The following is a 26,311-nucleotide window of genomic DNA, read 5'->3' as shown; positions in this document are numbered from 1 at the left end:
GTCGTCCTGCCCGACGGTGCGCGGCGCACCGTCGGGCCGGGACTACCGCTGGGGCGCGGTGGTGGGGACGATCGGCGCGGGCAGCGCCGTCTCCCCCATGAGGAACCGGTCGACCGCGGCGGCCGCGCTGCGGCCCTCGGCGATCGCCCACACGATGAGCGACTGGCCGCGGCCGGCGTCGCCCGCCACGAACACGCCGGGGACGGTCGACTGGAAGTCGTCGTCGCGGGCCACGTTGCCGCGGTCGTTGTACTCGACGCCCAGCTTGTCGAGCAGGTCGTCACGCTGCGGCCCGACGAAGCCCATGGCCAGCAGCACGAGGTCGGCCTCGAGCACGAAGTCGGTGCCCTCGACCTTCTCGAACCTGCCGCCCTCGAACTTCACCTCATAGGCCTTCAGCCCGGTGACCTTGCCGTCCTCGCCGATGAACTCCTCGGTGCTCACGGAGAACTTCCGCTCGCCGCCCTCCTCGTGGGCGGAGCTGATGCGGTACATGAGCGGGTACGTCGGCCACGGGGTCGACTCGGCGCGCTCCCGCGGCGGCTCGGGCATGATCTCGAACTGGTGCACGATCTCGGCGCCCTGCCGCAGCGAGGTGCCGAGGCAGTCGGCGCCGGTGTCGCCGCCGCCGATGATGACGACCTTCTTGTCCTTGGCATGGATCGGGGGCAGCCCCGCCTCGTCGACCACGTCGTCGCCGACGGCGGCACGGTTGGCCCACGGCAGGAACTCCATCGCCTGGTGGATGCCGTCCAGCTCGCGGCCGGGGATCGGCAGATCGCGCCAGACGGTGGCACCGTTGGCGAGCACGACCGCGTCGAAGTCCTCGCGGAGCTGCTCGACGGTGACGTCGACACCCACGTTGACGCCCGTCTTGAAGACGGTGCCCTCGGCGTTCATCTGGGCGAGGCGGCGGTCGATGTGCCGCTTCTCCATCTTGAACTCGGGGATGCCGTAGCGGAGCAGGCCGCCGATGCGGTCGGCGCGCTCGAACACCGTCACCGTGTGGCCGCCGCGCGTGAGCTGCTGCGCCGCCGCGAGACCGGCGGGGCCGGAGCCGACGACGGCGACCTTCTTGCCCGACAGCTTCGTCGGGTGCTGCGGCGAGACCCAGCCCTCGTCGAAGGCCTTGTCGATCAGCTCGACCTCGACCTGCTTGATCGTGACCGGGTCCTGGTTGATGCCGAGCACGCAGGACGCCTCGCACGGCGCGGGGCACAGCCGCCCGGTGAACTCCGGGAAGTTGTTCGTCGCGTGCAGTCGCTCGATGCCGTCGTGCCAACGGTCCTTGTACACCAGGTCGTTCCACTCGGGGATCAGGTTCCCCAGCGGGCAACCGTTGTGGCAGAACGGGATACCGCAGTCCATGCACCGCGAAGCCTGCTTGCGCAGCGTGGTGCCGTCGAACGGTTTGTACACCTCGTTCCAGTCCAGCAGGCGGAGCGGGACGGGCCGGCGCACCGGCAGCTCGCGCGAGGTGTTCTTCAGAAAGCCCTGGGGATCAGCCACGAGCGGCCTCCATCACTGCGTCGTCGATGTTGCGGCCGTCGAGTTCGGCACGCTTGATGGCGGTGAGCACGCGCTTGTAGTCGCGCGGCATCACCTTGGCGAAGAGCTGTCGCTCCCGGCCCCAGTTGGCCAGGATCCGTTCCGCGATGGCGGAATCGGTGTACTCGTAGTGCTTGGTCACGGCCTCGAGCACGAACTCGATATCGGCCTCGCCCAGCGACTCGAGCTCCACCAGCTCGGTGTTCAGGTCGCGCTCGAACTGCCCGTCGGCGTTGTAGACGTAGGCCACGCCGCCGGACATGCCGGCGCCGAAGTTGCGGCCCGTGTCGCCGAGGACCACCACGCGGCCGCCGGTCATGTACTCGCAGCCGTGGTCGCCCACGCCCTCGACCACCGCGAGGGCGCCCGAGTTGCGCACGGCGAACCGCTCGCCGGCCTTGCCGCGCAGGTAGACCTCGCCCGAGGTCGCGCCGAACAGGATCACGTTGCCCGCGATGATGTTGTCCTCGGCCACGAACTCCGACGGGGCGTTGCGCGCCGGCCGGACCACGATCTTGCCGCCCGAGAGGCCCTTGCCGACGAAGTCGTTGGCATCGCCCTCAAGGCGCAGCGTGATGCCCTTCGGGACGAACGCGCCGAAGCTGTTGCCCGCGCTGCCCTTGAAGCTGATGTCGATCGTGTCGGCCGGGAGTCCCTCGGCGCCGTGCGCCTTGGTCACCTCGTGGCCGAGCATCGTGCCCACGGTGCGGTTGACGTTGGAGATCGGCGTCTCGATGGTCACCGGCGCGCCGGTCTCCACCGCGACCCGCGCCTGCGAGATCAGCTGCTGGTCCAGGGCCTTCTCGAGGCCGTGATCCTGCGGCTGGCTGCAGTACGGGTCCTGCTTCATGAACGGCGACTCGACCTGCGCGAGGATCGGCGCGAGGTCCAGCTTGCCGGCCTTGGCATCGCCCCAGTGCGCCTGCGCGGCCGCGGTGTCGAGGATCTGCGACTGGCCGACCGCCTCCTGCAGGGTGCGGAAGCCCAGCTCGGCGAGCAGCTCGCGCACCTCCTCCGCGATGTACAGGAAGAAGTTCTCCACGAACTCGGGCTTGCCGGTGAACCGGCGGCGGAGCACCGGGTTCTGGGTGGCCACGCCCACCGGGCAGGTGTCCAGGTGGCACACGCGCATCATGATGCAACCCGAGACCACCAGCGGGGCGGTCGCGAACCCGAACTCCTCGCCGCCGAGCAGCGCGGCGACGATGACGTCACGCCCGGTCTTGAGCTGACCGTCGACCTGCACGACGATCCGGTCACGGAGGCCGTTGAGCAGCAGCGTCTGCTGGGTCTCGGCCAGGCCGATCTCCCACGGCGCGCCCGCGTGCTTGACCGAGGTCAGCGGGGTGGCGCCGGTGCCGCCGTCGTGGCCCGAGATCAGCACCACGTCGGCGTGGGCCTTCGAGACGCCCGCGGCCACGGTGCCGACACCGATCTCCGAGACGAGTTTCACGTGAATCCGAGCGCTCGGGTTCGCGTTCTTCAGGTCGTGGATCAGCTGCGCCAGGTCCTCGATCGAGTAGATGTCGTGGTGCGGCGGCGGCGAGATCAGGCCGACGCCCGGCGTCGAGCCGCGGACCTCGGCGACCCACGGGTACACCTTGTGCGGCGGCAGCTGGCCGCCCTCGCCGGGCTTGGCGCCCTGCGCCATCTTGATCTGGATGTCGGAGCAGTTACTCAGGTAGTGCGCGGTCACGCCGAACCTGCCGGAAGCGACCTGCTTGATCGCCGAGCGGCGGAGGTCGCCGTTCTCGTCGGGCGTGAAGCGGGCGGGATCCTCGCCGCCCTCACCCGAGTTCGAGCGTCCGCCGAGGCGGTTCATGGCGATCGCCAGGGTCTCGTGCGCCTCGGCCGAGATCGAGCCGTAGCTCATCGCGCCGGTCGAGAAGCGCTTGACGATCTCGCTCGCGGGCTCCACCTCGTCGAGGGGGATCGACGGCCGATCCGGGTTGAAGGCGAACAGGCCGCGCAGCGATGCCAGCCGCTTGCTCTGGTCGTCGACCAGCTTCGTGTACTCCTTGAACACCTGGTACTGGCCGGTGCGGGTGGCGTGCTGCAGCTTGAACACCGTGTCCGGGTTGAACAGGTGGTACTCGCCCTCGCGACGCCACTGGTACTCGCCGCCCACCTCGAGCTCGCGGTGCGCGAGTTCCTCGGGGCGGTCGTTCATCGCGCGCGTGTGCCGCGCGGCCACGTCGGCGGCGATCTCGTCCAGGCCGATGCCGCCGAGCTGGCTCTGCAGGCCGGTGAAGAACTCGTCGACGATCTCCTGCGACAGGCCGATCACCTGGAACAGCTGGGCGCCGGTGTAGGAGGCCAGCGTCGAGATGCCCATCTTGGACATCACCTTGAGCACGCCCTTGCCGGCGGCCTTGACGTAGTTGGCGTTCAGCTTCTCCAGCGGGGTGCCGTTGAGCTCGCCGCGGATGTGCATGTCCTCGATCGTGGCGAACGCCATGTACGGGTTCACCGCGGCGGCGCCGCAGCCGATGAGCGCGGCCATGTGGTGCACCTCGCGGGCGTCGCCGGACTCCACGATGAGCCCGACCTTGGTGCGGGTGCGCTCACGCACCAGGTGGTGGTGCACCGCCGAGGTGAGCAGCAGCGACGGGATCGGCGCGAGCAGCCGGTCGGAGTTGCGGTCCGACAGGATGATCAGCCGCGCGCCGCCGTCGATCGCCTCGGACACCTGCGTGCGCACCGTGTCCAGCGCCTCGCGCAGGCCCTTGCCGCCCTCGGCCACGTGGTAGAGGCCGGGGATGACCACCGAGCGGAACTCGGGCAGGGTGCCGTCGTCGTTGACCTTGACCAGCTTGATCAGCTCGTCGTTGTTGAGGATCGGCTGGCTCAGGTGGATCTGCCGGCAGCTGCCCGGCGCCGGGTGCAGCAGGTCGCCCTCGCCGCCGATGGTGCCGCCCAGGCTGGTGACGATCTCCTCGCGGATGGCGTCCAGCGGCGGGTTGGTGACCTGCGCGAACAGCTGCTGGAAGTAGTCGAACAGCAGCCGCGGGCGCAGCGACAGCACCGCGACCGGCGTATCGGTGCCCATCGAGCCGATCGCCTCCGCGCCGGTCTTCGCCATCGGCGTGAGCAGGAGGTTCAGCTCTTCGGTCGTGTACCCGAACATCTGCTGGCGCTGGGTGACCCGGTCATGCGGCATCACGGGGTGCGGCCGGTCCGGCAGGTCCTTCAGGCGCAGCAGCCCCTCGTCGAGCCACTCCTGGTACGGCTCGGCCGCGGCCAGCTCGTCCTTGATCTCCTTGTCGGAGACGATGCGGCCCTGCGCGGTGTCCACCAGGAACATCCGGCCGGGCTGCAGGCGCGTCTTGTAGACGACCTCGCTGTGGTCGATGTCGAGCACGCCCACCTCGGAACCGAGCACGACGAGGCCGTCCTTGGTCACCCAGATCCGCGACGGGCGCAGGCCGTTGCGGTCCAGCACGGCGCCGATCAGGGTGCCGTCGGTGAAGCACACCGACGCGGGTCCGTCCCACGGCTCCATGAGCGAAGAGTGGTACTCGTAGAACGCCCGGCGGGCCGGGTCCATGTCCTGGTGGCGTTCCCACGCCTCCGGGATCATCATCAGAACCGCGTGCGGCAGGCTGCGGCCGCCCAGGTGCAGCATCTCCAGCACCTCGTCGAACCGCGCGGTGTCACTGCCGCCCTCGGTGCAGATGGGGAAGATCTTGTCCTGGGCGCCGGGGCCGAACACCTTCGGGTCGATGAGTGCCTCGCGGGCACGCATCCAGTTCTCGTTACCGCCGACGGTGTTGATCTCGCCGTTGTGCGCGACGCGCCGGTACGGGTGCGCCAGCGGCCAGCTGGGGAACGTGTTCGTGGAGAAGCGCGAGTGCACCAGGCCCAGCGCGGATTCCACGCGCTCGTCCTGCAGGTCCACGAAGAAGCCGCGCAGCTGCGGGGTGGTCAGCATGCCCTTGTAGACGAAGGTCTGGCCGGACAGCGACGGGAAGTACACCGACTCCTCGCCCTGCGAGCCGGCGCCCGCACCGTCGGTCCCGAGCTCCCGCTCGATCCGCTTACGGATCACGAAACATGCGCGCTCGAGATCCATACCGGACAGCGGCGCACCGTCGGAATCGGTTCCGGCGATGAAGATCTGGCGCATGGTGGGCATGGCGTCGCGCGCCAGCGCGCCCAGCGAGCCGTCGTCCGTGGGCTGCTCGCGCCAGCCGAGCACCGTCAGGCCCTCCTCGGCGACGATGCGCTCCACGCCCTCGGTGGCCCGCGCCGCCTCGGCGGCGGCCTGCGGGAGGAAGGCGATGCCGGTGGCGTAGGCCCCGGCGTGCGGCAGCTCGAAGTCGACGACCTCGCGGAAGAACCGGTCGGGGACCTGGATCAGGATGCCGGCGCCGTCGCCGGTGTTGGGCTCGGCGCCCGCGGCCCCGCGGTGCTCGAGGTTGACCAGGGCGGTGATGGCCTTGTCGACGATGTCACGGGACTTGCGCCCGTGCATGTCCACCACGAAGGCGACGCCACACGCGTCGTGCTCGTTCGCGGGGTGGTACAGACCCTGGGGGCCCGGGGGACGAAACGGCTCATCGAAACCTGCCTTTGCGCGGCGCCTCACGGCGGAACGGGTGAATCAAGGGCGGCGAGCGGTTCGTGTCCGCTGGACACGACTCACCTCAGGCATCGTTGGCTGTAGCGAGAATTCTAGATTCCCGACGGGGGAACACCAAATGAAAGGTCATCCTTACCAGTCTTGACCTGCGTCGATCCAACGAGCCGGTCTCAACATCCCCGCGTTTCGGCTAGGTTTCCACGACGTGACCGGAAGTGATCCGGGCGAGCTGCTCACGGTGGGCCCGGGGCTCGCCGTCGCCCTCATCGCCCTCGCCCTCACGGGCGCCGCCGTCGCGTGGCTGGGCGGCACGGGATTCGGCCGCGCGATCCTCGGTTCGACGGTGCGCGCGACCGTTCAGCTGGCCGTCCTCGGTGCGGCGCTGAGCCTGATCGTGCGGAGCCTGTGGTTCACGGCGGCGTTCGTGGCGCTGATGGGACTCACCGCGGGCTGGACGGCCGCGCGCCGCACGGTGGGGCGCCGGCCGCGCGGGTCCGAAATCGCCCGGACGACGGTGACCGTGGCCGCCCCCGGCGCGATACTCACGGTGGCGCTGATCCTCACCGACGTGCTGCCCGCCCGGGGCATCGCCGTGATCCCCGTGGCGGGCAGCGCGATCGGCGCCGCGATGGCCGCGGCCGGGCTGGCCGGCAATCGGGCGTTCGAGGAGCTCGCGGCCCGCCGGGGCGAGGTCGAGGCGGGACTCGCGCTGGGCCTGAGCCCCGGTTCATCCGGCTCGAGATCTGCCGGGCCGCAGCGGCTACCGCCCTGATCCCGGCGCTCGACCAGACGCGGACCGTCGGGCTCGTGGCGATCCCGGGCGCCTTCGTCGGGATGGTGCTGGGCGGCGCCTCGCCGCTGTCCGCCGCCGTGATGCAGCTCTACGTTCTCGTCGCCATCATGGCCGTCGCGCCGATCGCCGTGGTGGCGATGACCCGCCTCGTCGCCGACGGGCGGTTCGATGCCGGGCGGCAGCCCCGCTGACGTGTCGGCGCGGGCCTCCACCGCAGTCGTCCCCCGCGCGGCGCCGGCTCCCCGCCGGACGAGCACCACCCACCGCGCTACGAAGCGCCGATCGCGTCCAGCTCGGCGAGGGCGTCCTCCGGGAGCTCCAGCGCGGCGCCGGCGATGTTCTCGCGCAGGTGCACGATCGACGACGTGCCGGGGATGAGCAGGATGTTCGGCGACCGCTGCAGCAACCAGGCGAGCGCGACCGCCATCGGCGTGGCGCCGAGTCGCGCCGCGACGGCGATCAGCGCGTCCGACTGCAGCGGGCTGAACCCGCCGAGCGGGAAGTAAGGAACGTACGCGATGCCCTGCGCCGCCAGGGAATCCACCAGCTCGTCGTCGACACGGTGGGCGATGTTGTAGAAGTTCTGCACGCACGCCACGGGCGCGATCGACTGCGCCTCGGCGACCTGCTCCGAAGTCACGGTGCTCACGCCCAGGTGCCGGATCAGGCCCTGCTGCTGCAGTTCGGCGAGCACGGTGAAGGGCTCGGCGATGGAACCGGGGCTGGGGGTGTCGAAGTCGCCGACACGCAAGTTCACCACGTCGATCACGTCAAGCCCAAGCCGCTCGAGGTTCTCGTCGACGGCACGGCGCAGGTCGTCGGGCTCCAGGGCCGGGGCCAGCCGCCGGTGTCGTCGCGGCGCGCTCCGACCTTGGTGACGATGTGCAGCGACTCCGGATAGGGGTGCAGCGCCTCGCGGATGATCTCGTTGGTGACGAAGGGACCGTAGTAGTCGCTGGTGTCGATGTGCGTGATGCCGAGGTCGATCACGTCGTGCAGCACCTCGATCGCGGCCTCGCGGTCGGCGGGCGGGCCGAAGACGTGCGGGCCCGCGAGTTGCATGGCGCCGTAGCCGAAGCGGGTGACCGTGAGGTCGCCCCCGAGGTCGAAGGTGCCGCCGGGCGGGGTGGGTGCGGTCATGGGCAGGACTCCTTAGAGGGATCACGCGAAACGCCGGGTCGCCCCCATTCTCCGCCGATCAGGCGATCTCCGCGACCACGCGGTGGGCGGATTCGATCGCGCCCTCGATGTAGCCGGCGTGCTCGGCGGCGGTCTCCGAACCGGCCCAGTGGACGTCGCCGGTCGGTGTGTGCTCCACCGGATAGAAGCCCTCACCGGTACCCATGCGCGGCAGCACGGCGTAGCCGCCGTCCACGAACGGGTCGTGATGCCAGGCCTTCTCGTGCCAGCTCACCGGGTGGAGCACCCGGTCGCCGAAGTGTGCGGCCAGGCGGCGGAGCATCAGGTCCCGGCGGTCCGCCGCCGGTGCATCGCCGATGCGGCGGGCCGCCGCCCCACCGACGAGGACGGTGAGATGCCCCGGCCCGTCCGGCGGCGAGGAGTCGAAGACGGCGCACGCCGGCTCATCGAGCTCGATCAGCTCCGCGTCGGACCGGTCCCGCCAGAACGGCGTGTCGTACACCGCCAGGGCCTTGTAGACGGTGCCCATTCTCGTGGTTCTCTGCAACCGGATCCGGCTCTCCGGCAGGGCCGGCGAGAACGCGATGCGCGCGGCGCCGGGAGGCGGGACGGTGACGATCGCCTTCGCCGCGGTCACGCCCCCGGCGGGCGTCGTCACCGTGACTCCCGGATCGGAGGAGGCGATCGTGGTGACCGTCGCGCCCAGCCGCACCCTGTCGCCGAGTCGTTCCGCGAGGCGGAGAGCGATCGCACCCGCGCCCTCGATCAGTAGCGAGTCCTGTGCTCCTCCTGCGGATTTCATCATCGTGACCAGACCGCCCTGGTGCCGGACCAGGTGGAGGAACGCTGCCACCGAGAGCTCGTCGGTTCCGGAGCAGCAGATGGTGGCGACGATCGCCTCGACCAGGCTCCTCGCCCGCGCTGATGGCAGCCGGTGGACCCATCGCCGCAGGGGCGTCGCGCGCCACCGATCCGGGACGGGGCCGCGCGAGGCGAGATCCAGCCCGACGACGAACAGGTTCGCAAGGAGAGTCGGTGCCGACGCAACCCCGATCCGGTCGCCATCGTCGAAGATGCCCGGCGCCTTCGGGCTGTGCATCGGGAAGCGGGTGAGTCCGAGTTCATCGGCGAGGTCCTCGAACCGGTGGTGCCCCTCACCCACCCACTGCCCACCGAGGTCGACGGCGGAGCCGAGTGGGGTGGTCTCGACCATCGTCCGGCCGCCGACCCGGCCCGCCGCTTCGAGGACGAGCACGTCCACACCGCGGCGGTGCAGCAAGTCCGCCGCCACGAGCCCCGCGACACCCGCGCCGACGATCACGACCTCGGCGTGTGCCGGGAGCGGCCCGCCGGTCATCGCGGTTCCGCCAGAATCGCCTCCGCGGCGCGGTATCCGGACCGTACCGCCCCGTCCATGTACCCGTTCCAGACGTCGGACGTCTCCGCGCCGGCCCAGTGGATCCGGCCGACGGGCTCGGCGACGGCCCGACCGTAGTTCGTCCACACGCCCGCACCGAGCCGGCCGCCGTAGCAGCCGCGCGTGAATTGCTCCTCGTTCCAGTTCAGTTCGAGGAGATCGAGCGGCTCCCCGGCGCGCTCGCCGAAGTACTTCACCAAGTCGGCGAGCACCCGCTCGCGGCGCTCGGCCGCCGTGAGCTCGGCGGCCTCGCGAGCGTGCCGGCCCTCGAGGAAACCCACCAGGACGCCGCACGAGCCGTCCTCGGGCGAGTTGTCGAATACCACGTTGAAGGCGTCGTCGAGGCTCATCACGAAACCGTTCAGCCCGTCCTCGCGCCAGAAGGGCGTCGGGTAGGCGACGTTGACCTTGATCACCGAACCGGCGGGGAACTGCTGAGTGAGCGCGTCGCGGGCAGCCGGCAGCGGCGGTGAGTAGCGCAGGCGGCCCGCGAGTGTGGGCGGCATGGCGACGACCGCGTGGCCGGCGGCGATCTCGCCGCCGTCGAAGGCGACCACCACACCGCTCTCGGACTGCGTGATGCCGGTGACCTCGGTGTTCCGCCGCACCGTGTCGCCGAGGTCCGCCGCCATGCGCTCGGAGATCAGGTGGGCCCCGCCCACTACGCGGGATTCCTGGGCGCCGCCGGTGGTGGAGACCAGGATCGCCAGGCTGGTGCCCGACTTCAGGTAGAAGAGGAAGTGCAGCAGCGACAGCTCATGCGCTTCCGCCGAGAACACCGCAGGGACGAGGAGCCGGAAGAACCGGATGACGACCGAGTTCGTCGTCTCGCCGAGCAACCATTGGTCGAATGTCTGCCGGTCCAACTCGGGAGCGCCGGTGGTGGTCCACGGGGTCCCCAGATCGACGGTCTCCGCGGTCACGGTGATCGCCGCCCACACGCGACCGGCCTCTGCGGCGTCCTCGTCGGACAGGCCGAACGTCTCGTCCGAGTACCGGTGGGCGGCGCCGTCGTAGACGGTGATGGCGTCGCCGACGTCGTACGACGGGTACGTGCGCAGGCCGAGCTCGTCGATCAGGCCGAGTACCGCGTCCTGCGTGGGACCGACCCACTGACCGCCCATCTCGACCGGCACTCCGTTCCGGAAGACGGCTCCGTGGTTCCGGCCCGCTACCCGGTCGCGGGCCTCGAGCACGGCCACCGTCCGCCCCGCCCGGGTGAGCGTGCGTGCGGCCGCGAGCCCCGACAGGCCGGCTCCGATGACGACGACGTCGACGTGGTCCATGGCGTACTCCCAACTCTCCATTTTCAGTCATACGACTGACTGAAATTGAGAGTAAGCGGCTTCGGGGTGATCTGCAACACTTCTGCGGCCGTACCTCTAGGCCGGTCGGGGCGCGGCGAGGGCGACGAGCGTGTCGATGACGGTCTCGAGGTCGCGGTCCGCGCGGGCGTCGTCGGGGTCGCAGACGTACTGCAGGATCAACCCGTCGACCGAGGCGACGGCGATCCGCGCGAGCCGGTCCAGCGGGATCGCGGACACCTCACCGGCGGAACTCGCCGCCCGCGCGCACCAGGTGGCCACGACCCGGGTGTACGACGCGTACTGCCAGCGCGCGAGCTCCTCCTGGCCGGCGGTGCGCAGCGCGTAGGTCGTCAGTTCGTACTGCATGACCTGAAGGTTCCTGTTGCCCGCCAACCTGTTCCAGAACGCGCGTAGTCCGTCCCGCAGCGCCGGCTCCAGACCCGCGTCGGTGTGTTCGGTGTCGGCGAAGACGGCGTCGATCTCGTTGACCACGTCCTCGATCACGGCCCGCAGCAACGACTCCCGAGTGGGGAAGACGTACTGCATGGTACCGAGCGGCACGCCCGCCTCGGCCGCGACCGCGCGCAGCGAGGTGCTGGCGACGCCCTCGCGGGACAGGACCTCGCGCGCGGCCTCGACCAGTTGCCGGCTGCGAACGGCGGGGGCAACGCGCGCCATTGGACATCCTCCTCTGCCTTCCGGCACCAGACTATTCCGCACCGGACGGCGGACCGAGGTCAGTAGCCGTGCTTCTCCTCGCGGATCGTGCGCCAGCGCTCCATCATCACCGGCAACTCGGCGAGGATGAACTCGAAGAAGTCGCGCATCACCGTGACCCGCTCGGCGGCGGGACCGCCGGGCGGGAGCTCCTCGAGGCCAGCGTCGGCCACGGCCAGCCAGCGTTCCACGATCGGGTTGCGGGAGGTCAGCGCCTCGTACCAGACGTCGTCACCGAGCTCGATCAGGCTGTGCCGGGACCCCGGTACGTGCGTCCTGCGGATCATGCCCGCCTGCACGAGGTAGCCGACCGCGCCCGAGACCGCACCGGGCGAGACCTGGAGCTGTTCCGCGACCTCCGAGGGGGTGAGGGCGCCGTCGGGCGACGCGAGGACCGCCGAGAAGACCCGAGCGGCCATCCGCTGAGTGCCCGCCTCCACGAGACCGGCGGCCATGTTCTCCACGAAGTTCGGCGCGTCCATGCAGGTCACGATACCTAAAATTTGGACACTTCACAAATTTCTGAAATCGGCGTAGCGTCAGCCGCATGACCAATGAAGTCATCCGCGCCGAGGGCCTCACCAAGACCTTCGGTAGCGCACACGCACTCACCGGACTCGACCTGCACGTGACCCCCGGGGAGGTACACGCCTTCCTCGGTCCCAACGGCGCCGGCAAGTCCACCACCATCCGCATCCTGCTCGGACTGCTCAAGAAGACGTCGGGCACCGTCGAACTGCTCGGCGGCGACCCGTGGCGTCAGGCCCCCGAGCTGCACCGTCGCCTCGCGTACGTGCCGGGCGACGTGACGTTGTGGCCCAACCTCTCCGGTGGCGAGATCATCGACCTCATGGGCCGCCTGCGCGGCGGGCTGGACGAGGGCCGCCGGGCCGAGCTGATCGAGCGGTTCGCGCTCGACCCGAGCAAGAAGGCCCGCACCTACAGCAAGGGCAACCGGCAGAAGGTGGCGCTGGTGTCCGCCTTCTCGGCCCGCGCGGAACTGCTGATCCTGGACGAGCCCACCTCGGGTCTCGACCCGCTCATGGAGGAGGTGTTCACGCAGTGCCTCGCCGAGGCGAAGGCCGAGGGCACCTCGATCCTGCTGTCCAGCCACATCCTGTCCGAGGTCGACCGGGTGGCGGACACCGTCACCATCATCAAGGACGGTGCGTCGGTCGAGACCGGCTCGCTGGCCTCGCTCCGCCACCTGTCGCGCACCCGCGTCGAGGCGGTTCTCGCACGGCCCGTGCACGTCGACGGGGTGCACGACCTCCAGGTCGAGGGCGACCGGATCTCGTTCAGCGTCGAGTCCGCGGATCTGGGCCGGGTGCTCGGCGAGCTCGCGGCGGGAGCCCCGACGTCGCTGACCAGCCGCCCGCCCACGCTCGAGGAGCTGTTCCTGCGCCACTACGACACCGCGGGGGCCGTGCGATGACCGGGCTCGTCCCCACGCTCCGGCTGGTGCTGCGGCGCGACCGCATCCAGCTGATCGTGTGGCTGCTGCTGTACGTGTCGATGGCCGCGTCAGCGTACTCGGTTGCGAAGACCAACTACGCCGACCCCGCGGCGCTGCAGTCCGCAGCCCTCGCGGCCACCGAGAACCCGTCGCTGGTGGCGCTGTTCGGGCCGGTGTACTCGGCGACCGTGGGCGCGGTCGGCATGATCAAGATGGTCGTCATGATGGCCGCCGCGCTCGGCCTGCTCACCGGCCTACTGGTGATCCGCCACACCCGCGCCGACGAGGAGTCCGGTCGCCGCGAGATGCTCGGCGCCTCCGCGATCGACCGCACCGCGCCGCCGATCGCCGCGCTCATCGAGAGCGCGGGCCTGAGCCTCGCCATCGGCGTGCTCAGCACGCTGACGCTGATCGGGATGGGCGCCGACGCGCGCGGGAGCGTCGTGTTCGGGCTGCTCTGGGCCCTGGTCGGCATCGTCTTCGCGGCGTTCGCGCTGGTCTGCGCGCAGGTCACCGAAGGAGCGCGCGCCGCCCGCGGGCTGTTCGCCGTGGGCCTCGGCGGGGCGTACCTGCTCCGGGCGCTCGGCGACGTCTCCGTCCTCGATCCCGACGGTGCCGCCCCCGCCGAGCCCGGCTGGGCCTCCTGGCTGTCCCCGCTGGGCTGGGCGCAGCAGTTGCGCCCGTTCGCGGGTGATCGGCTGTGGCCGGCGATCCCGCTGATCCTGCTCTCGGTGGCGTTCGTGGCCGTCGCGCTGCGACTGGCCGCGAACCGCGACCTGGGCGCCGGGTTGATCCCCGTCGGCCGGGGCCGCGAGCGGGCGAGCACGCTGCTCGGCTCGGTGGAGGCGCTCACGTGGCGGCTGCACCGCGGCCAGCTGATCGGCTGGACGGTCGGTTTCCTGGCGGTGGGCGCGGCGTTCGGCGGCATGGGGTCGGCGATCGACTCCCTGGCCGGCAACGAGGGCACCCGCGAGATGCTCGAGCGGATCGGCGGATCGGGGTCCAGCCTGCTCGACGTCTTCTTCGGGGCCGAGTTCTCCATCATGGCCATGGCCACTGCGGCCCTGGGCATCTCGATCGTGAACACCGCGTGTTCGGAGGAGACGTCCGGGCGGGCCGAGTACCTGCTGTCGGCGCCGGTGCAGCGCCTGCGCTGGTACGTCTCACACCTCACGGCGGCCGTGATCGCCACCTCGGTGGCCACGCTCGCACTCGGCGTGGGCGTCTCGCTCACCGCGGGGCGCCAGCTGATCGTGCCGGCGATGGCGGCGCTCCCCGCGGTGTGGGTGATCACCGCGATCGCCGCGCTGGCCGGGGCGCTGTCCGCGCAATGGGCGTCGGTGGGCTGGATCGTGCTCGCCGCCTGCGTGATGATGCTGGTCGCCGACGTGCTCAAACTCCCCGACTGGGTGTCCAAGCTCTCGCCGTTCAACCATGTGGCCACGCAGCCCGGCGCGACGGTGCTCACCAGCGCCACCCTGGTGCTGGTCGCGATAGCCGCCCTGGGCCTGATCGCCGCGGCTACATCCGAATCCCGCCGGGATCTCGCGGCGTAGGCGGCGCAGGCGGTCGGGGCCGCACGGGCCCATCGCGGCCGGGCCGGCACGGCGAGGACATGGTGATCGCCCGCCCATACAGAAACCGAATATCCCGGGTCGCGTCCCGCTGAGGGACCGCCACCTGCGGGTATTCGGTTTCTGCATGGTCGGCGCAGGAGGACCGCTCACCCGACGCGACGAGCGAGAGCACCACCGCAGTCGGCAACGTCCGGGTCACGGCGGACGATCTCAGCCTTTGAGACACTTGAGGTTTCACCTGAGAGAAGCGGACCTAACTTGAATGATCAAAAGCCCTGCAAATGACTACTGACCGCAGCGAGCGGGTCAGCTGCGGTCAGTGCGCTCTCAGGATAACAGGAGAGTTGCGATCATGCATATATCTCATCGCGGTTTTTCCGCGCGTCGTTATCCGGCGCGATGGGGCACCGTCGGGCACCGCTCGAGTAGGAGGCGCCCCGCCGGATAGGCGGCCAGGGCCGCTGGCAGGCTTCCGGGCCGGCCGGACTCGAGCACGGCCACCACGGCCCCGAGCTCCGACGGTCCGCCGGGCTTTATGCCGAGCCGGCGGAGCGTCTGCCGGGCGACCGGTTCCGGCGAGTCGAACACCGCCACCTCGCGCCCCGTCCGCCCGCGCAGCGCGGCGACGATCGGCTCTCGGACCAGCCCGTAGTGGGTGCAGCCAAGGACCACCGACTCGATCTCGGCGGGGGTGCGCGCGGCGGCGTCCGCGATCGCGGCGGCGACCCTGCCCGCATCGCCCGAGTCGATCGCCTCGGCCAGCCCGTAGCACGGAATACGATGCGCGAGAACGGGGTCGGAGAACTTATCGATGAGTGAGGTCTGGTAGTCACTCACCGTCGCCGCGGCCGTGGCCCACACGGCGAAGGGGCGCCTCGTCGCCCCCGCGGGCCGGATGGCCGGCACGACGCCGACCACGGGGACCGCGGGCTCGAACCGCGCGCGGGCGGCCTCGAGCGCGTACATCGAACCGGTGTTGCAGGCCACGATGATCGCGTCCACCTCGAACCGCGCGGCCGCCCCCGCCATCGCGACCACGCACTCCGAGATCCGTGCTGGTTCGAGCAGGCCATAGGGCATGTTGTCCGGATCGCGGGCCAGCACCAGCTCGGTGTCGGGCCGCACGCGCGAGAGGGCGTCGGCGTAGTTGACCATCCCGAATCCCGAGTCGATCACCGCCACGCGCATGGCTCGAATCTACCGGGCGAACCACGCGCGGAAGACGGTGGACGTGCCGTCCCTCCGATAGTCCACGCCGCCGCCCAGCAGCCGCGCGTTGTCCCGCGCGATCGCCAGCCCCAGACCCGCTCCCCGCCCCCGCCCCGCGAGCGGGCCTCCTGCGCCTTCGCGAACCGGTCGAACACCCGCTCCTCGTCGCCCGCCGGCACTCCCGGGCCGGCGTCCCGCACCTCGACCATCGCTGCACCGTCGACGGCCGACACACCCACCGACACCGGCGGCGCACCGTGCCGCAGCGCGTTCCCCACCAGGTTCGTCACCACCGCGACTACCCGCCGCGGGTCGCTGACCAGGTCGAGTCCGGGCGGACCGTCGACGGTGACGGACCGCCAGCCGCGCGCGGCGAGGGCGTCGCGCACCGTCGGGACGAGATCGAAGGATTCGCGCCGGACCTCCGCGGCACCGGCGTCGAGCCGGGTCATCTCGAGCAGATCGTCGACGAGGCCGGCGAGCGTATCGACCTCGCCCGCGACGAGCTCGGAGGCGCGCCGCAGGTCGGAGTCCGGGGCAGCGTCGCGGCCTCCTCGCGCAGCACCTCGGCGGACGGCACCAGCGCGGCCAGCGGGCTGCGCAGCTCGTGGGAGACATCGCCGACGAAGCGACGCGACCGCGCGTCCTGGTGCCGGAGCACCTCGATGGACTCGTGCTGCCGATCGAGCATGGCGTTGAAGGTGTCCGTGAGATCACGCAGCTCGGTGACGTTCGTGGCGGGCAGGCGCGCCTCGGTGTCGCCGTCGGTGACGCGGGCGGCGACGGACTGGATCCGGCCCAGCGGACGGATCACCGTGCGCGCCACGACGAGCGCGACCAGGATGCCGAGCAGTGCGCTGCCCGCCACCGCGACCGCGACCAGCACCGTCAGCCGGTTCAGGCGCGGCCGGACGTCCTCGAGGGGCTGCACGTCGTAGACCACCACACTCTCCGCATCGAATATCGAAGGCCGCGGAACACTGTGCGCCACCAGGACCTTCCCGTCGGGCAGCCGCTGGAAGCGGTACAGCGACGGCACGCGCTCGAGCTCGCGGCGCATCGACGCCGGCAGGTCCTGCGGGCGCGCGGCGCCCTGCCGGACCGTGGCACCGTCGACGTCGACCGTGAAGTTCCCCGGCAGGTAGTCCCCGACGGCCGAGCGGGTGCCCCGCGGCTCGCCGCCGCTGCCGGGCACCAGCATTCCCCGGCGCTCGAAGGACTCCATGTCGTGCCGGAAGGTGGTCAGCACGGCGTCCTGCGCGTCCTGATACACCCAGTCGCGCACCACTATCCCCACCGCGAGACCGGTGATCCCCGCGGTCAGGCAGGTGACGATCACGATGATCGCAAGGATGCGGTTGCGCAGTCCGGCGAGCGGTCCCCGGCGCGGAGCGCTCCCGGTCACGGCGCGGGCCGGAACCGGTAGCCGAACCCGCGGACCGTCTCGATGTGGCTGGGCCCGTCGGGCGGATCGATCTTGGGGCGCAGGCGCAGGATCGCATTGTCCACCAGGCGCGAATCGCCCAGGAAGTCCTGGTTCCAGGCCATCGCGAGCAGCTGCTCCCGGCTGAGCACCTGCCCGGGATGGTCGGCGAACGCGTAGATCAGCCGCTTCTCGGTGGGCGTGAGCGGCAGGGGCGCACCGTCCCGCAGCACTTCGGCTCCGGCCCGGTCGACGGTCAGCGGGCCGTCGTTCGACGGTGCCGTCGCCTCGCTCGACGGTGCCGGCGCGGGTTCCGCGGCCGGGGCGGAACGGCGCAGCGCGGCCTTGATCCGGGCGTCGAGCACGCGGGGGCTCACCGGCTTGACCACGTAGTCATCGGCACCGGCCTCGAGCCCCGCGACGGTGTCGATGTCGTCGGAGCGGGCGGTGAGCATCAGGATCGGGACCGCGCTCGAGCGGCGGATCCGGCGGCACACGGCGAAGCCGTCCTCGCCCGGAAGACCGACGTCGAGGATCACCGCGTCGGTGGCCGCGACCCGCTGCTCGAGGTCCTCGGGCGCCGCCCCCAGGTGCTCGACCGTATGGTCGAGCCGGCCGAGCGACAGCGTCAGCGCGTCGACGATCGCCTGGTCATCCTCGATGAGCAGCAGCCTGACCACCCGTGAGGCTCCCTTCCACGTCGGAGGTCCAGGCCCAGGCGGCCTGACCGACCCGGACCACCGCGGCGGCGCCGACGGCCACCAACCATGCTCCCAGGACATCGCCGGGACGGTGCCACTGTTGGGCGACGACCAGCACCGAGACCACGCTCCCGGTCGCCGCCGCGACGAGGAACGCCGCGGTCCGATAGCGCCGGGCGGCGGAGCCGACCAGGATCACCGCGAGCGCCGCGACCACCGCGACGGTGTTCGACGGAAAGGAATTGAGCTCCGGGCCGATGCCGAAGGAGCGGCGCTCGAGCAGGGCCTTGAGCACGTACGCCCCCACGACCGTCGTGCTGAGCACGAGCACCGCGGAGACGGCGACGGTCTTCGCCCTGCGACTTGCGACGACCCCGGCCACGAGGAGGCCGCCGGCCGCGAGCATCGGGAGCTGGTACCGGCCCAGCGCGCCCTCGACGGGGCTCGTCACCCCGAACGCCGAGGAGATCATCCGCATGAGTTCGTGATCGACGAGCTGGCCCGCCTGCGTGTGGACGACGGCGAGGTAGAGCCCGGCGAACGCCAGCGCGGTGACGACGGCCGTCGTCGCGGCGGTCCAGGGACGTGTGGTTGCGAACATGACGCCGAGCATTGTCCACCATCGTCGCCCGCCCGACTCCGTACCGCCCCACGAATGTCACAGCCGTGTCGCAATCCGGGGCCGGCCGCTCGCGACGCCGGGGGCGTGAGGTTCACGAAGTAATACATACTAATAGCATGTGAATGTTCCGAAGCCGTTGGATGGTCACGATTGCGCCAGCGCTAGGTCCGTGCGTGGGTACGTTGGGGGCCATGCGCCGCGCCCGCCTCGTGCTCCTCGCCGGCGCGGTCCTGTACTCAGCGTGGCTGATCGCGCCGTCGCTGGGCTCGGAGCTGAGCGTGCTGCGCTCGTACGTCAGCGAGATCGGGGCCGCGGGCCAGCCGTTCGCGAAGCTGTTCCGGGCCACCGACATCCTGGCCGGCGCGTGCTTCGTGGTCGCGGCCGCACTGTGCTGGGGCGCTGCGCGACCTCGTCCCGGCCGGCGCGGATCGCGCTGGGCGGCATGGTGCTGCTGGGCGTCGCCACGATCTGCGACGCGCTGTTACCGCTGTCGTGCACCCCCACCGCGGATACGGCCTGCGCCGCGCGCGAGGCGGCCGGCCTGGTGCCGCTCACGCACGCCGGGCACGCCTTCTCGTCGGGTGCCGCGGGGTTCGGCGGGGTGGTGGCGGTGGTGGGGTGGATCCTGTGGCGGCGCGGGACACGCGGGCCGAATCCGCCCGGCGCCGGGAGCGGCGCGAGCGGGCCGAATCGAACCCGTCCCGGGTTCGACAGTGCCCTGGCCGCGCTCGCGGCGGGAATCGCGTACCTCGCGGCCACGGGGTGGACGCTGGCCGCGATGGTCGAACCCGCGCTCTACCTGGGCTTGGCGCAGCGCCTGCAGATCCTCGCGCTCACGGTGTGGCTGGCACTGGTGGCGCTGCGGCCGCTTCCTGGTCGGCGGCGGTGACGACTGCCTCGAGCAGGCCGGGGTAGGCGCGGTCCACGTCCTCCGCGCGGAGCAGTTGGCGGGCGTGGGCACCGATGTCGTCGCGGCGGGTGATGCCGGCCTCGCGCAGCACCTTGAAGTGGTGGCTGGCGGTGGCCTTGGTCACGCCGTCGTAGAGGTCGGCACATGCCGTCGCTCGCTGCGCGCGGTGCAGGCGGCGCACGATCTCCAGGCGCACCGGGTCGGCGAGCGCGGTGAGCACTGTGTGCAGCGGGGCGACGGGCGTGTCGGTCATGGTTCTCGTTCCCTGAGACAACGGTTTGATCCTCGTCGAACCAGGTGTACTGTGCGAGATGGTTCGATGATCGTCGAACCCAACCCTACACCGGAGGCAGTCCCATGAGCATCGCCGCGCAGACCGAGGGACCGCCGCTGCGCACCGTGCACCCGCAGCGCTGGGCGTTCGCGCTGCTGCTCACGCTGCTTGCATTGGCCCTCGGGGTGTCCGGCCTGCCCTCGCCGCTGTACCCGATCTACCAGCAGGAATGGCATCTCTCGGCGCTGTCGACCACCGTCGTGTTCGCGGTGTACGCGATCGGCGCTCTGGGCGCGGCGCTCACCGTGGGGCCGATCTCCGACGCCATCGGCCGCAAGCCCGTGCTGCTCGTCGCGGTCGCCACGATCCTCGCCGGCCTCGTGCTGTTCCTGGTCGCGGGCGCCGAGTGGCAGCTCATCCTGGCGCGCTTCCTGCACGGCGCCGCGATCGGCTCAATCACCGTGGTCGCCGGCGCGGCGCTGCTGGACGTCCGGCCGCACGACGGTGCCCGCAACGGCATGCTGTCCGGGGTGTTCCTGAACGTCGGGATCGCCGCCACTGCGATCACCGCCGCGGCGGTCGCGCAGTACGCACCGAACCCGCTCCGCACGCCGTTCGCCGCGATGGGCGTGGTGGTGCTGGTGATCCTGGTCGGCGTGATCGCCCTGATCGAGCCGCACACGGGCCGCACCGGCGGGCGCGTGCGGCTGTCCAAGCCGCAGGTGCCGGGCGAGATCGCCGCGGACTTCGTGTTCTCGGGCATCGGCATCGTGACCGCGTGGTCGGTGCTGGGCGTGTTCCTCAGCCTGTACCCGGCGCTGGTCCAGCACGTGACGGGGCACCATTCGGTGATGTTCACCGGGGTACTGGTGGCGACGATGGCCGTGGCTGCCGCGATCTCGCAGTACATCGGCGGCCGCTTCGCCCCGCGCCCCACCGCCATCGTCGGCGACCTGGGCCTCGTGGCCTCCCTCGCGCTCGCCGTGTTCGCGGTGCGTCACGGCGAGACGTGGTTGATCGTCCTGGACACCGTGCTGCTGGGCGCGACCTTCGGCCTCGCGTTCGGCGGCTCGCTGCGCCACCTGTCCGCGGTGGCTCCCGCGCACGCCCGCGGCCAGGTGATGAGCGCGTACTACCTGCTCGGTTACCTCGCGATGGGCGTCCCGACCGTGATCGCCGGATACCTCGCCACCGGGTACGGCACCGCCGCGATCTTCCCTTGGTTCGCCGCCGCCGTCGGATCCGGTTGCCTGCTGGCCGCTGTCATCGGCATCCGCGGTCGACGGTCCGCCGTCGCCGCGTAGGCGTCGCGGTCGCGCAGCGCGAGGTGACGCTGTTCGCGACGGCTACGGCGGGAACGTCCGCCGAGGGTGGCTAGGGCGATCCAACGCCCCTCGGATTCTGGCCTTTCCGGACATGTGTGACCTGACCGGGCCGCACGTGACGACCAGGCTTCCCATGGGGGACACGGCGATCGAGCCCCCACCACACGCCGCGTCCTCGGCCTCGCGCAGAGCGACGTGTCCTCACGCTGCGTGTCCTCAACGGTCAGAATCCGAGAGTCGCGCGTTCGCGGGTGCCGACCGTGCGCCGCAATGGCCCACCGATCGCGCCCGGTGTGCCCTAGTTCGGAACGTCCGCATTCGGATCGTCCGATGACGGCGCCGCCGACGGAGAGGGCGCCGCGGACGTGGTCTCGGCACCGTCGTCCTGCTCCCCCGCGGGCAGCGCGCCGCCGCCGACCCAGGTGGCCCACGGCACGGACCAGTCGCCGTTCTGCCACTGCTCGAGGGCGGGGCCGCCGGTGTTGCGGACCTCCACCACGTCGCCCGGCTGCGACAGGCCGAAGAACCACTGCGCGTTCGCGGGGCTCAGGTTGAGGCAACCGTGCGACTCGTTGCGGACGCCCTGCGCTCCGATGTTATCCAGCGCGTGCAGGTAGATGCCGTCGTTGCTGATGCGCGTGGCCCAGCCGATGGTCTGCTTGTAGCCCAACCGCGAGTTGATCGGCAGGCCGTAGGTGGACGAGTCCATGATCACGGGGTTCGCCTTGTCCAGCACGGTGTACACGCCGCGCTGAGTCCAGAAGTGGAACGTCTTGCCGTTGATCACCTCGTTGCCGCCCTGGCCCATCGACGTGGGCATGGACCGCACCATCTGGCCGTTGACAAAGACCTGCACCTGCTTGGTGTTGTCGTCGGCGATGGACACGTGCGATTCGCCGATGCTGAACGAGATCGCCACGTCCTTCTCGCCCCACAGCCCCGGGCTCACCTGCCTGCCGAACACGTTCGCCTCGATCGAGACCTTCGTGCCCGACGGGTAGTAGTCCCTGGGTCGCCACGCCACGGTCTGCGCGGTGGTCCACATCCAAGCGCCCTCGACGGCGGGGGTGGTGGTCACCTTCAGCAGCTTCTGCGCCGCGGCCTTGTCCTGGATCGGCTCGTCGAAGTGGACGACGGCCACCTGCCCGACCCCGTAGACGGCACCGTCGTTGAGCGAGAGCCCGCCCGTGTTCTCGAAGTACGGCAGCGTCTTGTTCGTCTCGTTCACGACGACGGTGGAGAACGTACTGCGCTTCTCGCGCTGCTCGCCCAGCGTCTCGTACTTCACGACCACCGTGTAGGTCGCGTTGTACGCGAGCGGCGCCGACGACTTCCAGGACAGCATGTCGGTCGACAGCGCACCCTCGACCTGCTTGCCCTCGGCGTCCGTGACGGTGACAGTGCCCAGCGTCGCCTTGGCGATCGACACCGTGACCGGAGCGATCGGCGCCACGTCCTTCGCCGCGTCCGCAGGCGCGAAGGTGACCTCCGCCGGATCGGGCGGCGGCGCGGTGGGGCCCTGACTCTCGCCCGACCCGCCCAGATCGCCGATCGTGCATCCCGCGACCGCCAGCGGAACCGCCGCGGCCGCGCCGACCAGTACCGCACGCCGGCCGACGCGCTCGTTGAACAAACTCACGTGGAAGATCCCCTCGCCTGGTTTCCGCAGTCTAGCGATCGGATCCGACATCCTCGTTCGCGAACCGCTCCCGATGCACCGCGTCGGCGAGTGGGCGCCGGTCACGCCAACCGAATCGTTCCAGGTCGGGGACGGTCTGGAGACTGGTGACGGGACCGACGCACAACCATGCAACGACGTGCACGTGTTCCGGCACGCCGACCAGGTCGCGCAGGAAGTCCTCGTGGTAGAACGACACCCAGCCGACGCCGACCGCCTCGGCCGTGGCCGCCAGCCACAGGTTCTGGATGGCGAGCGCCACCGACAGATGCCCCGTCTCGTCGACGGTGTGCCGGCCCAGGATGTGCGCCCCGCCGCGGGTCGGGTCGTAGGTGACCACCACGCCGGTCCGCGAGGCCTCGATCCCCTCGATCACGATCGGGTTGAACGTGTCCTTGCGGTCGGCCGGGAGCGACGCCGCGAAGTCGTCTCGGCATCGCCCGACGTGCGCGGCGAACCGGGCCAGCGTGTCCGGATCCTGCACCACCACGAAATCCCAGGGCTGGGTGTTGCCGACGCTCGGCGCGCTGTGCGCGGCCCGCAGGATCCGGGTGAGCCGGTCCTCGTCGATCACCTCACCCGCGAACTCGTTGCGTACGTCGCGCCGCCGCAGGATGGCCTCGAAGACGTCCATCAGGCACCGTCGGCGGCAACGGACGGGACGGCCGAGGCGGCGAGCGCCTCGAGGGCCTCACCGGTGAGCCGCTGGGTGGTCCACTCGTCCATCGGGACCGCACCGATCGAGCGGTAGAAGCCGATGGCGGGCGCGTTCCAGTCGAGGACGGTCCACTCCAATCGCTGGTACCCGTTCGCGGCGCACTCCTGCGCGAGGGCCGCCAGCAGCCGCTTGCCGTGCCCGCCGCCGCGGGCGCCGGGCCGCACGTACAGGTCCTCGAGCCAGATCCCGTGCGTCCCCGTCCAGGTGGAGAACGTCCGGAAGTACACGGCCATCCCGACGATCGATTCCGCATCGCCGGATCCCGTCGGCTCGGTGGCGATGCGCGCGAACACGGCCGGGGCGGGCCCGAACAGCGCGGCGTCGAGCTGCGCGGCGGTGGCGACGGCCGCGTCGGGTTCCCTCTCGTACGCGGCGAGCTCGGCGATCATCGTGAGGATCTCCGGGACGTCGGCGGGCCGGGCGGGGCGGATCACGGCGCGTCCCCCGAGGCCGCCGCGGTGTGGGCGGAGATCGCGGGCATCAGGCACTCGCGGACCACGCGGCCGGCGGTGTACGGATCGTCGAAGCTGATCAGGCCGTCGGGCGCGAGCAGCACCGAGTGCCCGATCCGCGCGAAGATCTCCGCGATCGGCTTCGGGTCGAACTCGGGGAGATCGCCCGTGGCCTGGAAGCCGGCGATGATGTTCGCGGCGAACTCCCGGCCGATCTCGATGAGCATGCCGCCGCCCTGCGCGATCATGGGCAGGCCCACGACCACGTTGCCGTCGCCGATGCCCCGGATCAGGGGCCGACGGTGCGCTTCGCGCAGGAACGCGACGAAGCCCTCGGTGAGGGCCTCCTCCACCGTCGGCAGGCCCACGACCTGCTGTTCCACCGTCTTGAGCAGCTGCTCGGCCTCGTATCGGATGGCCTGTTGGACGAGGTTGTCCTTGCGGTTGAACCGCCGGTAGACGGTGGCCACACCGATGCCCGCGAGGTTCGCCACGTGCTCCATCGTTGTGCGCGAGATACCGACGCTGCCGATGCTCGCCACCGCCGCAGACAGGATGCTCTGCGCGGTCTGATCGTTTCTGCCGGGACTCACAACGTCCGATTCTAGGCTTTCGAATGGTTCGGATGCCTTCTTGACGGCGATACGCGTCCGGTTTTCGTCGCTCACGGACGACGTCACAGCACGCGACACCCCCTCGCTTCCGCGGTGCCCGCGGTGGGATCATGAACGGTATGAGCAACGACCGGAGCAAGCCCAACCCTGTGCAGTACGTGCTGTACTCCTACGGGAAGAAGGTGCTGCCGGCGTCGATGCACGAGTGGGTCACCAACGACCTCGTGGGCCCGCGCGCCGCGCTGCGCACCGTCGTACGCTTCGCGATCCCCTGCATCCTGATCCTGATCCCGTTCTGGTTCTTCCCCACCACGATCCTGGTGAAGGCGACCATGACGCTGCCGATCTTCATCCCGTTCGTGTACTTCTCGATCGTGCTGAACAAGATCTATCGGCGCGGCCGGCTGCGCCACCACGGGCTGGACCCCGACATGATCGACAACGCGCAGCGCCTCAAGGAGGCGGAGTTGCATCGCGAGTACCTCGAGAAGTACGGCCCGCGCGACGCGTGACGCACGTCCTACTATCAACGGCATGGCGCTCACCGCACTCGTCCAGAAGCTGTCCCTGAAGATCCCCACCCCGCTGGTCGCGGGCGCGGCGAAGGCCCTTTTCGGCCTGCCCGTGCACGTGAAGCAGCGGCTGGGCACCCCGCGCACCGTCGAGGGCAACGAACTCGACGTCGATTCGCAGATCACCCTGTTCCTGCTCAAGGCGCAGGGAGTGCACGGCCTCGCGGGGCGGGCGGACCTCGGCATCGCGCACTCGCGGGCCACCATGAGCAAGCTCTGCGCCGCGGTCGGGCAGAACCCGGCCCCGTCCGTGGTCACCCGTGGGCTCATGGTGGACGGTGCCGCCGGCCCGATCCCGGCACGCCTCTACACGCCCGCCGGGCTGGACGCCGGCTCGCCGCTGGTCGTGTTCTTCCACGGCGGCGGCTTCGTCCTGGGCGACCTCGACTCGCACGACGCCCCGTGTCGGTACATCGCCGACCGCGCCCGCGTGCGGGTGCTCGCGGTGGACTACCGGCTGGCGCCGGAGGCGATCTTCCCCGCCGCGGTGGACGACGCGGTGGCCGCGACGAAGTGGGCGCTGGCGCACGCCGACCAGCTGGGCGCGGACCCGGCGCGGGTGGCCCTGTCCGGCGACAGCGCCGGCGGCAACCTCGCGACGGTCACCGCACGCGCGCTGTCGCTCGACGGTGGGCCGCAGCCCGTGCTCTCGCTGCTCTTCTATCCCGTGACCGGCGCGGATCCGGCGAACCGCAGCCGCGACACGTTCGCGTCCGGTTACTTCCTCACCAAGGCCGACATCGACTGGTTCCACGATCAATACACCCCGGACCCGGGCCAGGACACCGACCCGAGGTTCGACGTGCTGCACGCCGACGGCCTCGCCGCGATCGGCCGGACCCACGTCGTGGTCGCCGGTTTCGACCCGCTGCGCGACGAGGGCCTGGCCTACGCGGCACGGCTGCGCGACGCCGGAGTGGACGTCTCGACGCAATTGGCCCCGGGCGCGTTGCACGGCTTCCTCAACCTGGTCGGCGTGAGCGCCGACGCTCGGGTCGACGTCGACACCGCTCTTGACGTGCTTCGTGATGAACTTGCACAGCGGTCATGACAACAGCCTGTGAACTGGCGTGCTCAGACGCACCACGCCTCATCGCAGGAAAGTTGGCGAGCGTACGCGTACACCACGTATCGTGGGTTCTGCGGCCGCCATATGACGTCTCCCCCCACGTCGGTGGCTGCGTGATTGAGCCTTGATACCGGTTCCCCCTCCTCCCCCATTCCGGGAGCCGGTATCAAGGCCTTTCGCGTTTTCCGGCTCCGCGTCCCCGCGTGG

General features: G+C 70.7%; 21 protein-coding genes and 3 pseudogenes. 7 read left to right on the top strand and 17 right to left on the bottom strand.

What is annotated here, in order from left to right:
• Positions 1-42: 42 nt before the first annotated feature.
• Together MTP03_RS00460 and gltB are read right to left on the bottom strand one after the other, a co-directional pair.
• Positions 43-1,509, bottom strand: a complete 1,467-nt coding sequence (locus MTP03_RS00460) for a glutamate synthase subunit beta (protein ID WP_248490110.1) — start codon at positions 1,507-1,509, stop codon at positions 43-45.
• Positions 1,502-6,136: a glutamate synthase large subunit gene (gene gltB, locus MTP03_RS00455; protein WP_248490109.1), complete on the bottom strand. Its 4,635-nt coding sequence runs from the start codon at positions 6,134-6,136 to the stop codon at positions 1,502-1,504. The genes MTP03_RS00460 and gltB overlap by 8 nt, the downstream gene beginning before the upstream one ends.
• Before the next feature lie 199 nt (positions 6,137-6,335).
• On the opposite strand from gltB, the pseudogene MTP03_RS00450 reads away from it, so the two are divergent.
• Positions 6,336-7,114, top strand: a pseudogene (locus MTP03_RS00450) (ABC transporter permease).
• A gap of 77 nt (positions 7,115-7,191) precedes the next feature.
• On the opposite strand, the pseudogene MTP03_RS00445 reads toward MTP03_RS00450, so the two are convergent.
• From MTP03_RS00445 to MTP03_RS00425, 5 genes and pseudogenes are all read right to left on the bottom strand, one after another.
• A pseudogene (locus MTP03_RS00445) lies at positions 7,192-8,063 on the bottom strand (aldo/keto reductase family oxidoreductase).
• A 58-nt stretch (positions 8,064-8,121) separates the two neighbouring features.
• A complete protein-coding gene (locus MTP03_RS00440; RefSeq protein ID WP_248490108.1) occupies positions 8,122-9,420 on the bottom strand; it encodes an FAD-dependent oxidoreductase in 1,299 nt (432 codons plus the stop codon).
• Entirely contained in the window at positions 9,417-10,766 is a 1,350-nt protein-coding gene (locus tag MTP03_RS00435; protein ID WP_248490107.1) for a flavin monoamine oxidase family protein, read from the bottom strand. Before MTP03_RS00435 ends, MTP03_RS00440 begins: the two co-directional genes overlap by 4 nt.
• Before the next feature lie 96 nt (positions 10,767-10,862).
• Positions 10,863-11,465 carry a TetR/AcrR family transcriptional regulator gene (locus MTP03_RS00430; protein WP_248490106.1) on the bottom strand — a complete coding sequence of 201 codons (603 nt, stop codon included), beginning with the start codon at positions 11,463-11,465 and terminating at the stop codon, positions 10,863-10,865.
• A gap of 59 nt (positions 11,466-11,524) precedes the next feature.
• Positions 11,525-11,986 carry a GbsR/MarR family transcriptional regulator gene (locus MTP03_RS00425; protein ID WP_248490105.1) on the bottom strand — a complete coding sequence of 154 codons (462 nt, stop codon included), beginning with the start codon at positions 11,984-11,986 and terminating at the stop codon, positions 11,525-11,527.
• Positions 11,987-12,051: 65 nt separating this feature from the next.
• Between MTP03_RS00425 and MTP03_RS00420 the strand changes: the two genes are divergently transcribed.
• Positions 12,052-12,939, top strand: a complete 888-nt coding sequence (locus MTP03_RS00420) for an ABC transporter ATP-binding protein (RefSeq protein ID WP_248490104.1) — start codon at positions 12,052-12,054, stop codon at positions 12,937-12,939.
• Positions 12,936-14,516 (top strand): ABC transporter permease, encoded by a 1,581-nt coding sequence (locus MTP03_RS00415; protein WP_248490103.1) that lies wholly within the window; start codon positions 12,936-12,938, stop codon positions 14,514-14,516. The genes MTP03_RS00420 and MTP03_RS00415 overlap by 4 nt, the downstream gene beginning before the upstream one ends.
• 408 nt (positions 14,517-14,924) lie before the next feature.
• On the opposite strand, the gene MTP03_RS00410 is transcribed toward MTP03_RS00415, so the two are convergent.
• Genes MTP03_RS00410 through MTP03_RS00390 form a run of 5 tightly spaced genes read right to left on the bottom strand, consistent with a single transcriptional unit; the run spans position 14,925 to position 18,471 of the window.
• Positions 14,925-15,725: a glutamate racemase gene (locus MTP03_RS00410; protein ID WP_248490102.1), complete on the bottom strand. Its 801-nt coding sequence runs from the start codon at positions 15,723-15,725 to the stop codon at positions 14,925-14,927.
• Positions 15,710-16,198: a sensor histidine kinase KdpD gene (locus MTP03_RS00405; RefSeq protein WP_248490101.1), complete on the bottom strand. Its 489-nt coding sequence runs from the start codon at positions 16,196-16,198 to the stop codon at positions 15,710-15,712. The genes MTP03_RS00410 and MTP03_RS00405 overlap by 16 nt, the downstream gene beginning before the upstream one ends.
• Positions 16,195-17,151, bottom strand: coding sequence for a HAMP domain-containing protein (locus tag MTP03_RS00400; RefSeq protein ID WP_248490100.1), 957 nt, complete (start codon positions 17,149-17,151; stop codon positions 16,195-16,197). The genes MTP03_RS00405 and MTP03_RS00400 overlap by 4 nt, the downstream gene beginning before the upstream one ends.
• Entirely contained in the window at positions 17,148-17,849 is a 702-nt protein-coding gene (locus MTP03_RS00395; RefSeq protein WP_248490099.1) for a response regulator transcription factor, read from the bottom strand. Before MTP03_RS00395 ends, MTP03_RS00400 begins: the two co-directional genes overlap by 4 nt.
• Positions 17,821-18,471, bottom strand: a complete 651-nt coding sequence (locus MTP03_RS00390) for a phosphatase PAP2 family protein (RefSeq protein ID WP_248490098.1) — start codon at positions 18,469-18,471, stop codon at positions 17,821-17,823. Before MTP03_RS00390 ends, MTP03_RS00395 begins: the two co-directional genes overlap by 29 nt.
• Before the next feature lie 143 nt (positions 18,472-18,614).
• Between MTP03_RS00390 and MTP03_RS00385 the strand changes: the two are divergent.
• Positions 18,615-19,381 (top strand): annotated as a pseudogene (locus MTP03_RS00385) (DUF998 domain-containing protein).
• Here MTP03_RS00385 and MTP03_RS00380 read toward each other — a convergent pair.
• The gene (locus MTP03_RS00380; protein WP_248490096.1) at positions 19,326-19,655 is read right to left on the bottom strand and encodes a helix-turn-helix transcriptional regulator; all 330 of its coding nucleotides are present in this window, start codon (positions 19,653-19,655) and stop codon (positions 19,326-19,328) included. The pseudogene MTP03_RS00385 and the gene MTP03_RS00380 sit on opposite strands and share 56 nt — an antisense overlap.
• A gap of 104 nt (positions 19,656-19,759) precedes the next feature.
• Between MTP03_RS00380 and MTP03_RS00375 the strand changes: the two genes are divergently transcribed.
• Positions 19,760-20,980 (top strand): MFS transporter, encoded by a 1,221-nt coding sequence (locus MTP03_RS00375; protein ID WP_248490095.1) that lies wholly within the window; start codon positions 19,760-19,762, stop codon positions 20,978-20,980.
• A gap of 319 nt (positions 20,981-21,299) precedes the next feature.
• Here MTP03_RS00375 and MTP03_RS00370 read toward each other — a convergent pair whose 3' ends face one another.
• Genes MTP03_RS00370 through MTP03_RS00355 form a run of 4 tightly spaced genes read right to left on the bottom strand, consistent with a single transcriptional unit; the run spans position 21,300 to position 24,442 of the window.
• Positions 21,300-22,640: an Ig-like domain-containing protein gene (locus MTP03_RS00370; RefSeq protein ID WP_248490094.1), complete on the bottom strand. Its 1,341-nt coding sequence runs from the start codon at positions 22,638-22,640 to the stop codon at positions 21,300-21,302.
• Between the two features lie 31 nt (positions 22,641-22,671).
• Positions 22,672-23,313 (bottom strand): 5,6-dimethylbenzimidazole synthase, encoded by a 642-nt coding sequence (bluB, locus tag MTP03_RS00365; RefSeq protein ID WP_248490093.1) that lies wholly within the window; start codon positions 23,311-23,313, stop codon positions 22,672-22,674.
• Positions 23,313-23,831 carry a GNAT family N-acetyltransferase gene (locus MTP03_RS00360; RefSeq protein ID WP_248490092.1) on the bottom strand — a complete coding sequence of 173 codons (519 nt, stop codon included), beginning with the start codon at positions 23,829-23,831 and terminating at the stop codon, positions 23,313-23,315. Before MTP03_RS00360 ends, bluB begins: the two co-directional genes overlap by 1 nt.
• Complete coding sequence (locus MTP03_RS00355; protein WP_248490091.1) at positions 23,828-24,442, bottom strand: TetR/AcrR family transcriptional regulator; 615 nt, start codon at positions 24,440-24,442, stop codon at positions 23,828-23,830. Before MTP03_RS00355 ends, MTP03_RS00360 begins: the two co-directional genes overlap by 4 nt.
• 140 nt (positions 24,443-24,582) lie before the next feature.
• Between MTP03_RS00355 and MTP03_RS00350 the strand changes: the two genes are divergently transcribed.
• Both MTP03_RS00350 and MTP03_RS00345 read left to right on the top strand, forming a co-directional pair.
• On the top strand, positions 24,583-24,975 hold the full coding sequence (locus MTP03_RS00350) for a DUF5313 domain-containing protein (RefSeq protein ID WP_248490090.1): 393 nt from the start codon (positions 24,583-24,585) through the stop codon (positions 24,973-24,975).
• 22 nt (positions 24,976-24,997) lie between these two features.
• Positions 24,998-26,086 carry an alpha/beta hydrolase gene (locus MTP03_RS00345; RefSeq protein ID WP_248490089.1) on the top strand — a complete coding sequence of 363 codons (1,089 nt, stop codon included), beginning with the start codon at positions 24,998-25,000 and terminating at the stop codon, positions 26,084-26,086.
• The last annotated feature ends 225 nt before the right edge of the window (positions 26,087-26,311 follow it).

Source organism: Tsukamurella sp. PLM1 (assembly GCF_023168325.1).
Classification (GTDB): domain Bacteria; phylum Actinomycetota; class Actinomycetes; order Mycobacteriales; family Mycobacteriaceae; genus Tsukamurella.
This window is presented reverse-complemented; position numbering and strand designations above follow the sequence as displayed.

Bases quoted from the DNA above. Each gene is read 5' to 3' on its own strand.
- MTP03_RS00430 (WP_248490106.1), bottom strand. From the start codon at position 11,465: ATGGCGCGCGTTGCCCCCGCCGTTCGCAGCCGGCAACTGGTCGAGGCC.
- MTP03_RS00435 (WP_248490107.1), bottom strand. From the start codon at position 10,766: ATGGACCACGTCGACGTCGTCGTCATCGGAGCCGGCCTGTCGGGGCTC.
- MTP03_RS00390 (WP_248490098.1), bottom strand. From the start codon at position 18,471: ATGTTCGCAACCACACGTCCCTGGACCGCCGCGACGACGGCCGTCGTC.
- MTP03_RS00345 (WP_248490089.1), top strand. From the start codon at position 24,998: ATGGCGCTCACCGCACTCGTCCAGAAGCTGTCCCTGAAGATCCCCACC.
- MTP03_RS00425 (WP_248490105.1), bottom strand. From the start codon at position 11,986: ATGGACGCGCCGAACTTCGTGGAGAACATGGCCGCCGGTCTCGTGGAG.
- MTP03_RS00375 (WP_248490095.1), top strand. From the start codon at position 19,760: ATGAGCATCGCCGCGCAGACCGAGGGACCGCCGCTGCGCACCGTGCAC.
- MTP03_RS00420 (WP_248490104.1), top strand. From the start codon at position 12,052: ATGACCAATGAAGTCATCCGCGCCGAGGGCCTCACCAAGACCTTCGGT.
- MTP03_RS00380 (WP_248490096.1), bottom strand. From the start codon at position 19,655: ATGACCGACACGCCCGTCGCCCCGCTGCACACAGTGCTCACCGCGCTC.
- MTP03_RS00405 (WP_248490101.1), bottom strand. From the start codon at position 16,198: ATGACCCGGCTCGACGCCGGTGCCGCGGAGGTCCGGCGCGAATCCTTC.
- bluB (WP_248490093.1), bottom strand. From the start codon at position 23,313: ATGGACGTCTTCGAGGCCATCCTGCGGCGGCGCGACGTACGCAACGAG.
- MTP03_RS00410 (WP_248490102.1), bottom strand. From the start codon at position 15,725: ATGCGCGTGGCGGTGATCGACTCGGGATTCGGGATGGTCAACTACGCC.
- MTP03_RS00415 (WP_248490103.1), top strand. From the start codon at position 12,936: ATGACCGGGCTCGTCCCCACGCTCCGGCTGGTGCTGCGGCGCGACCGC.
- MTP03_RS00350 (WP_248490090.1), top strand. From the start codon at position 24,583: ATGAGCAACGACCGGAGCAAGCCCAACCCTGTGCAGTACGTGCTGTAC.
- MTP03_RS00440 (WP_248490108.1), bottom strand. From the start codon at position 9,420: ATGACCGGCGGGCCGCTCCCGGCACACGCCGAGGTCGTGATCGTCGGC.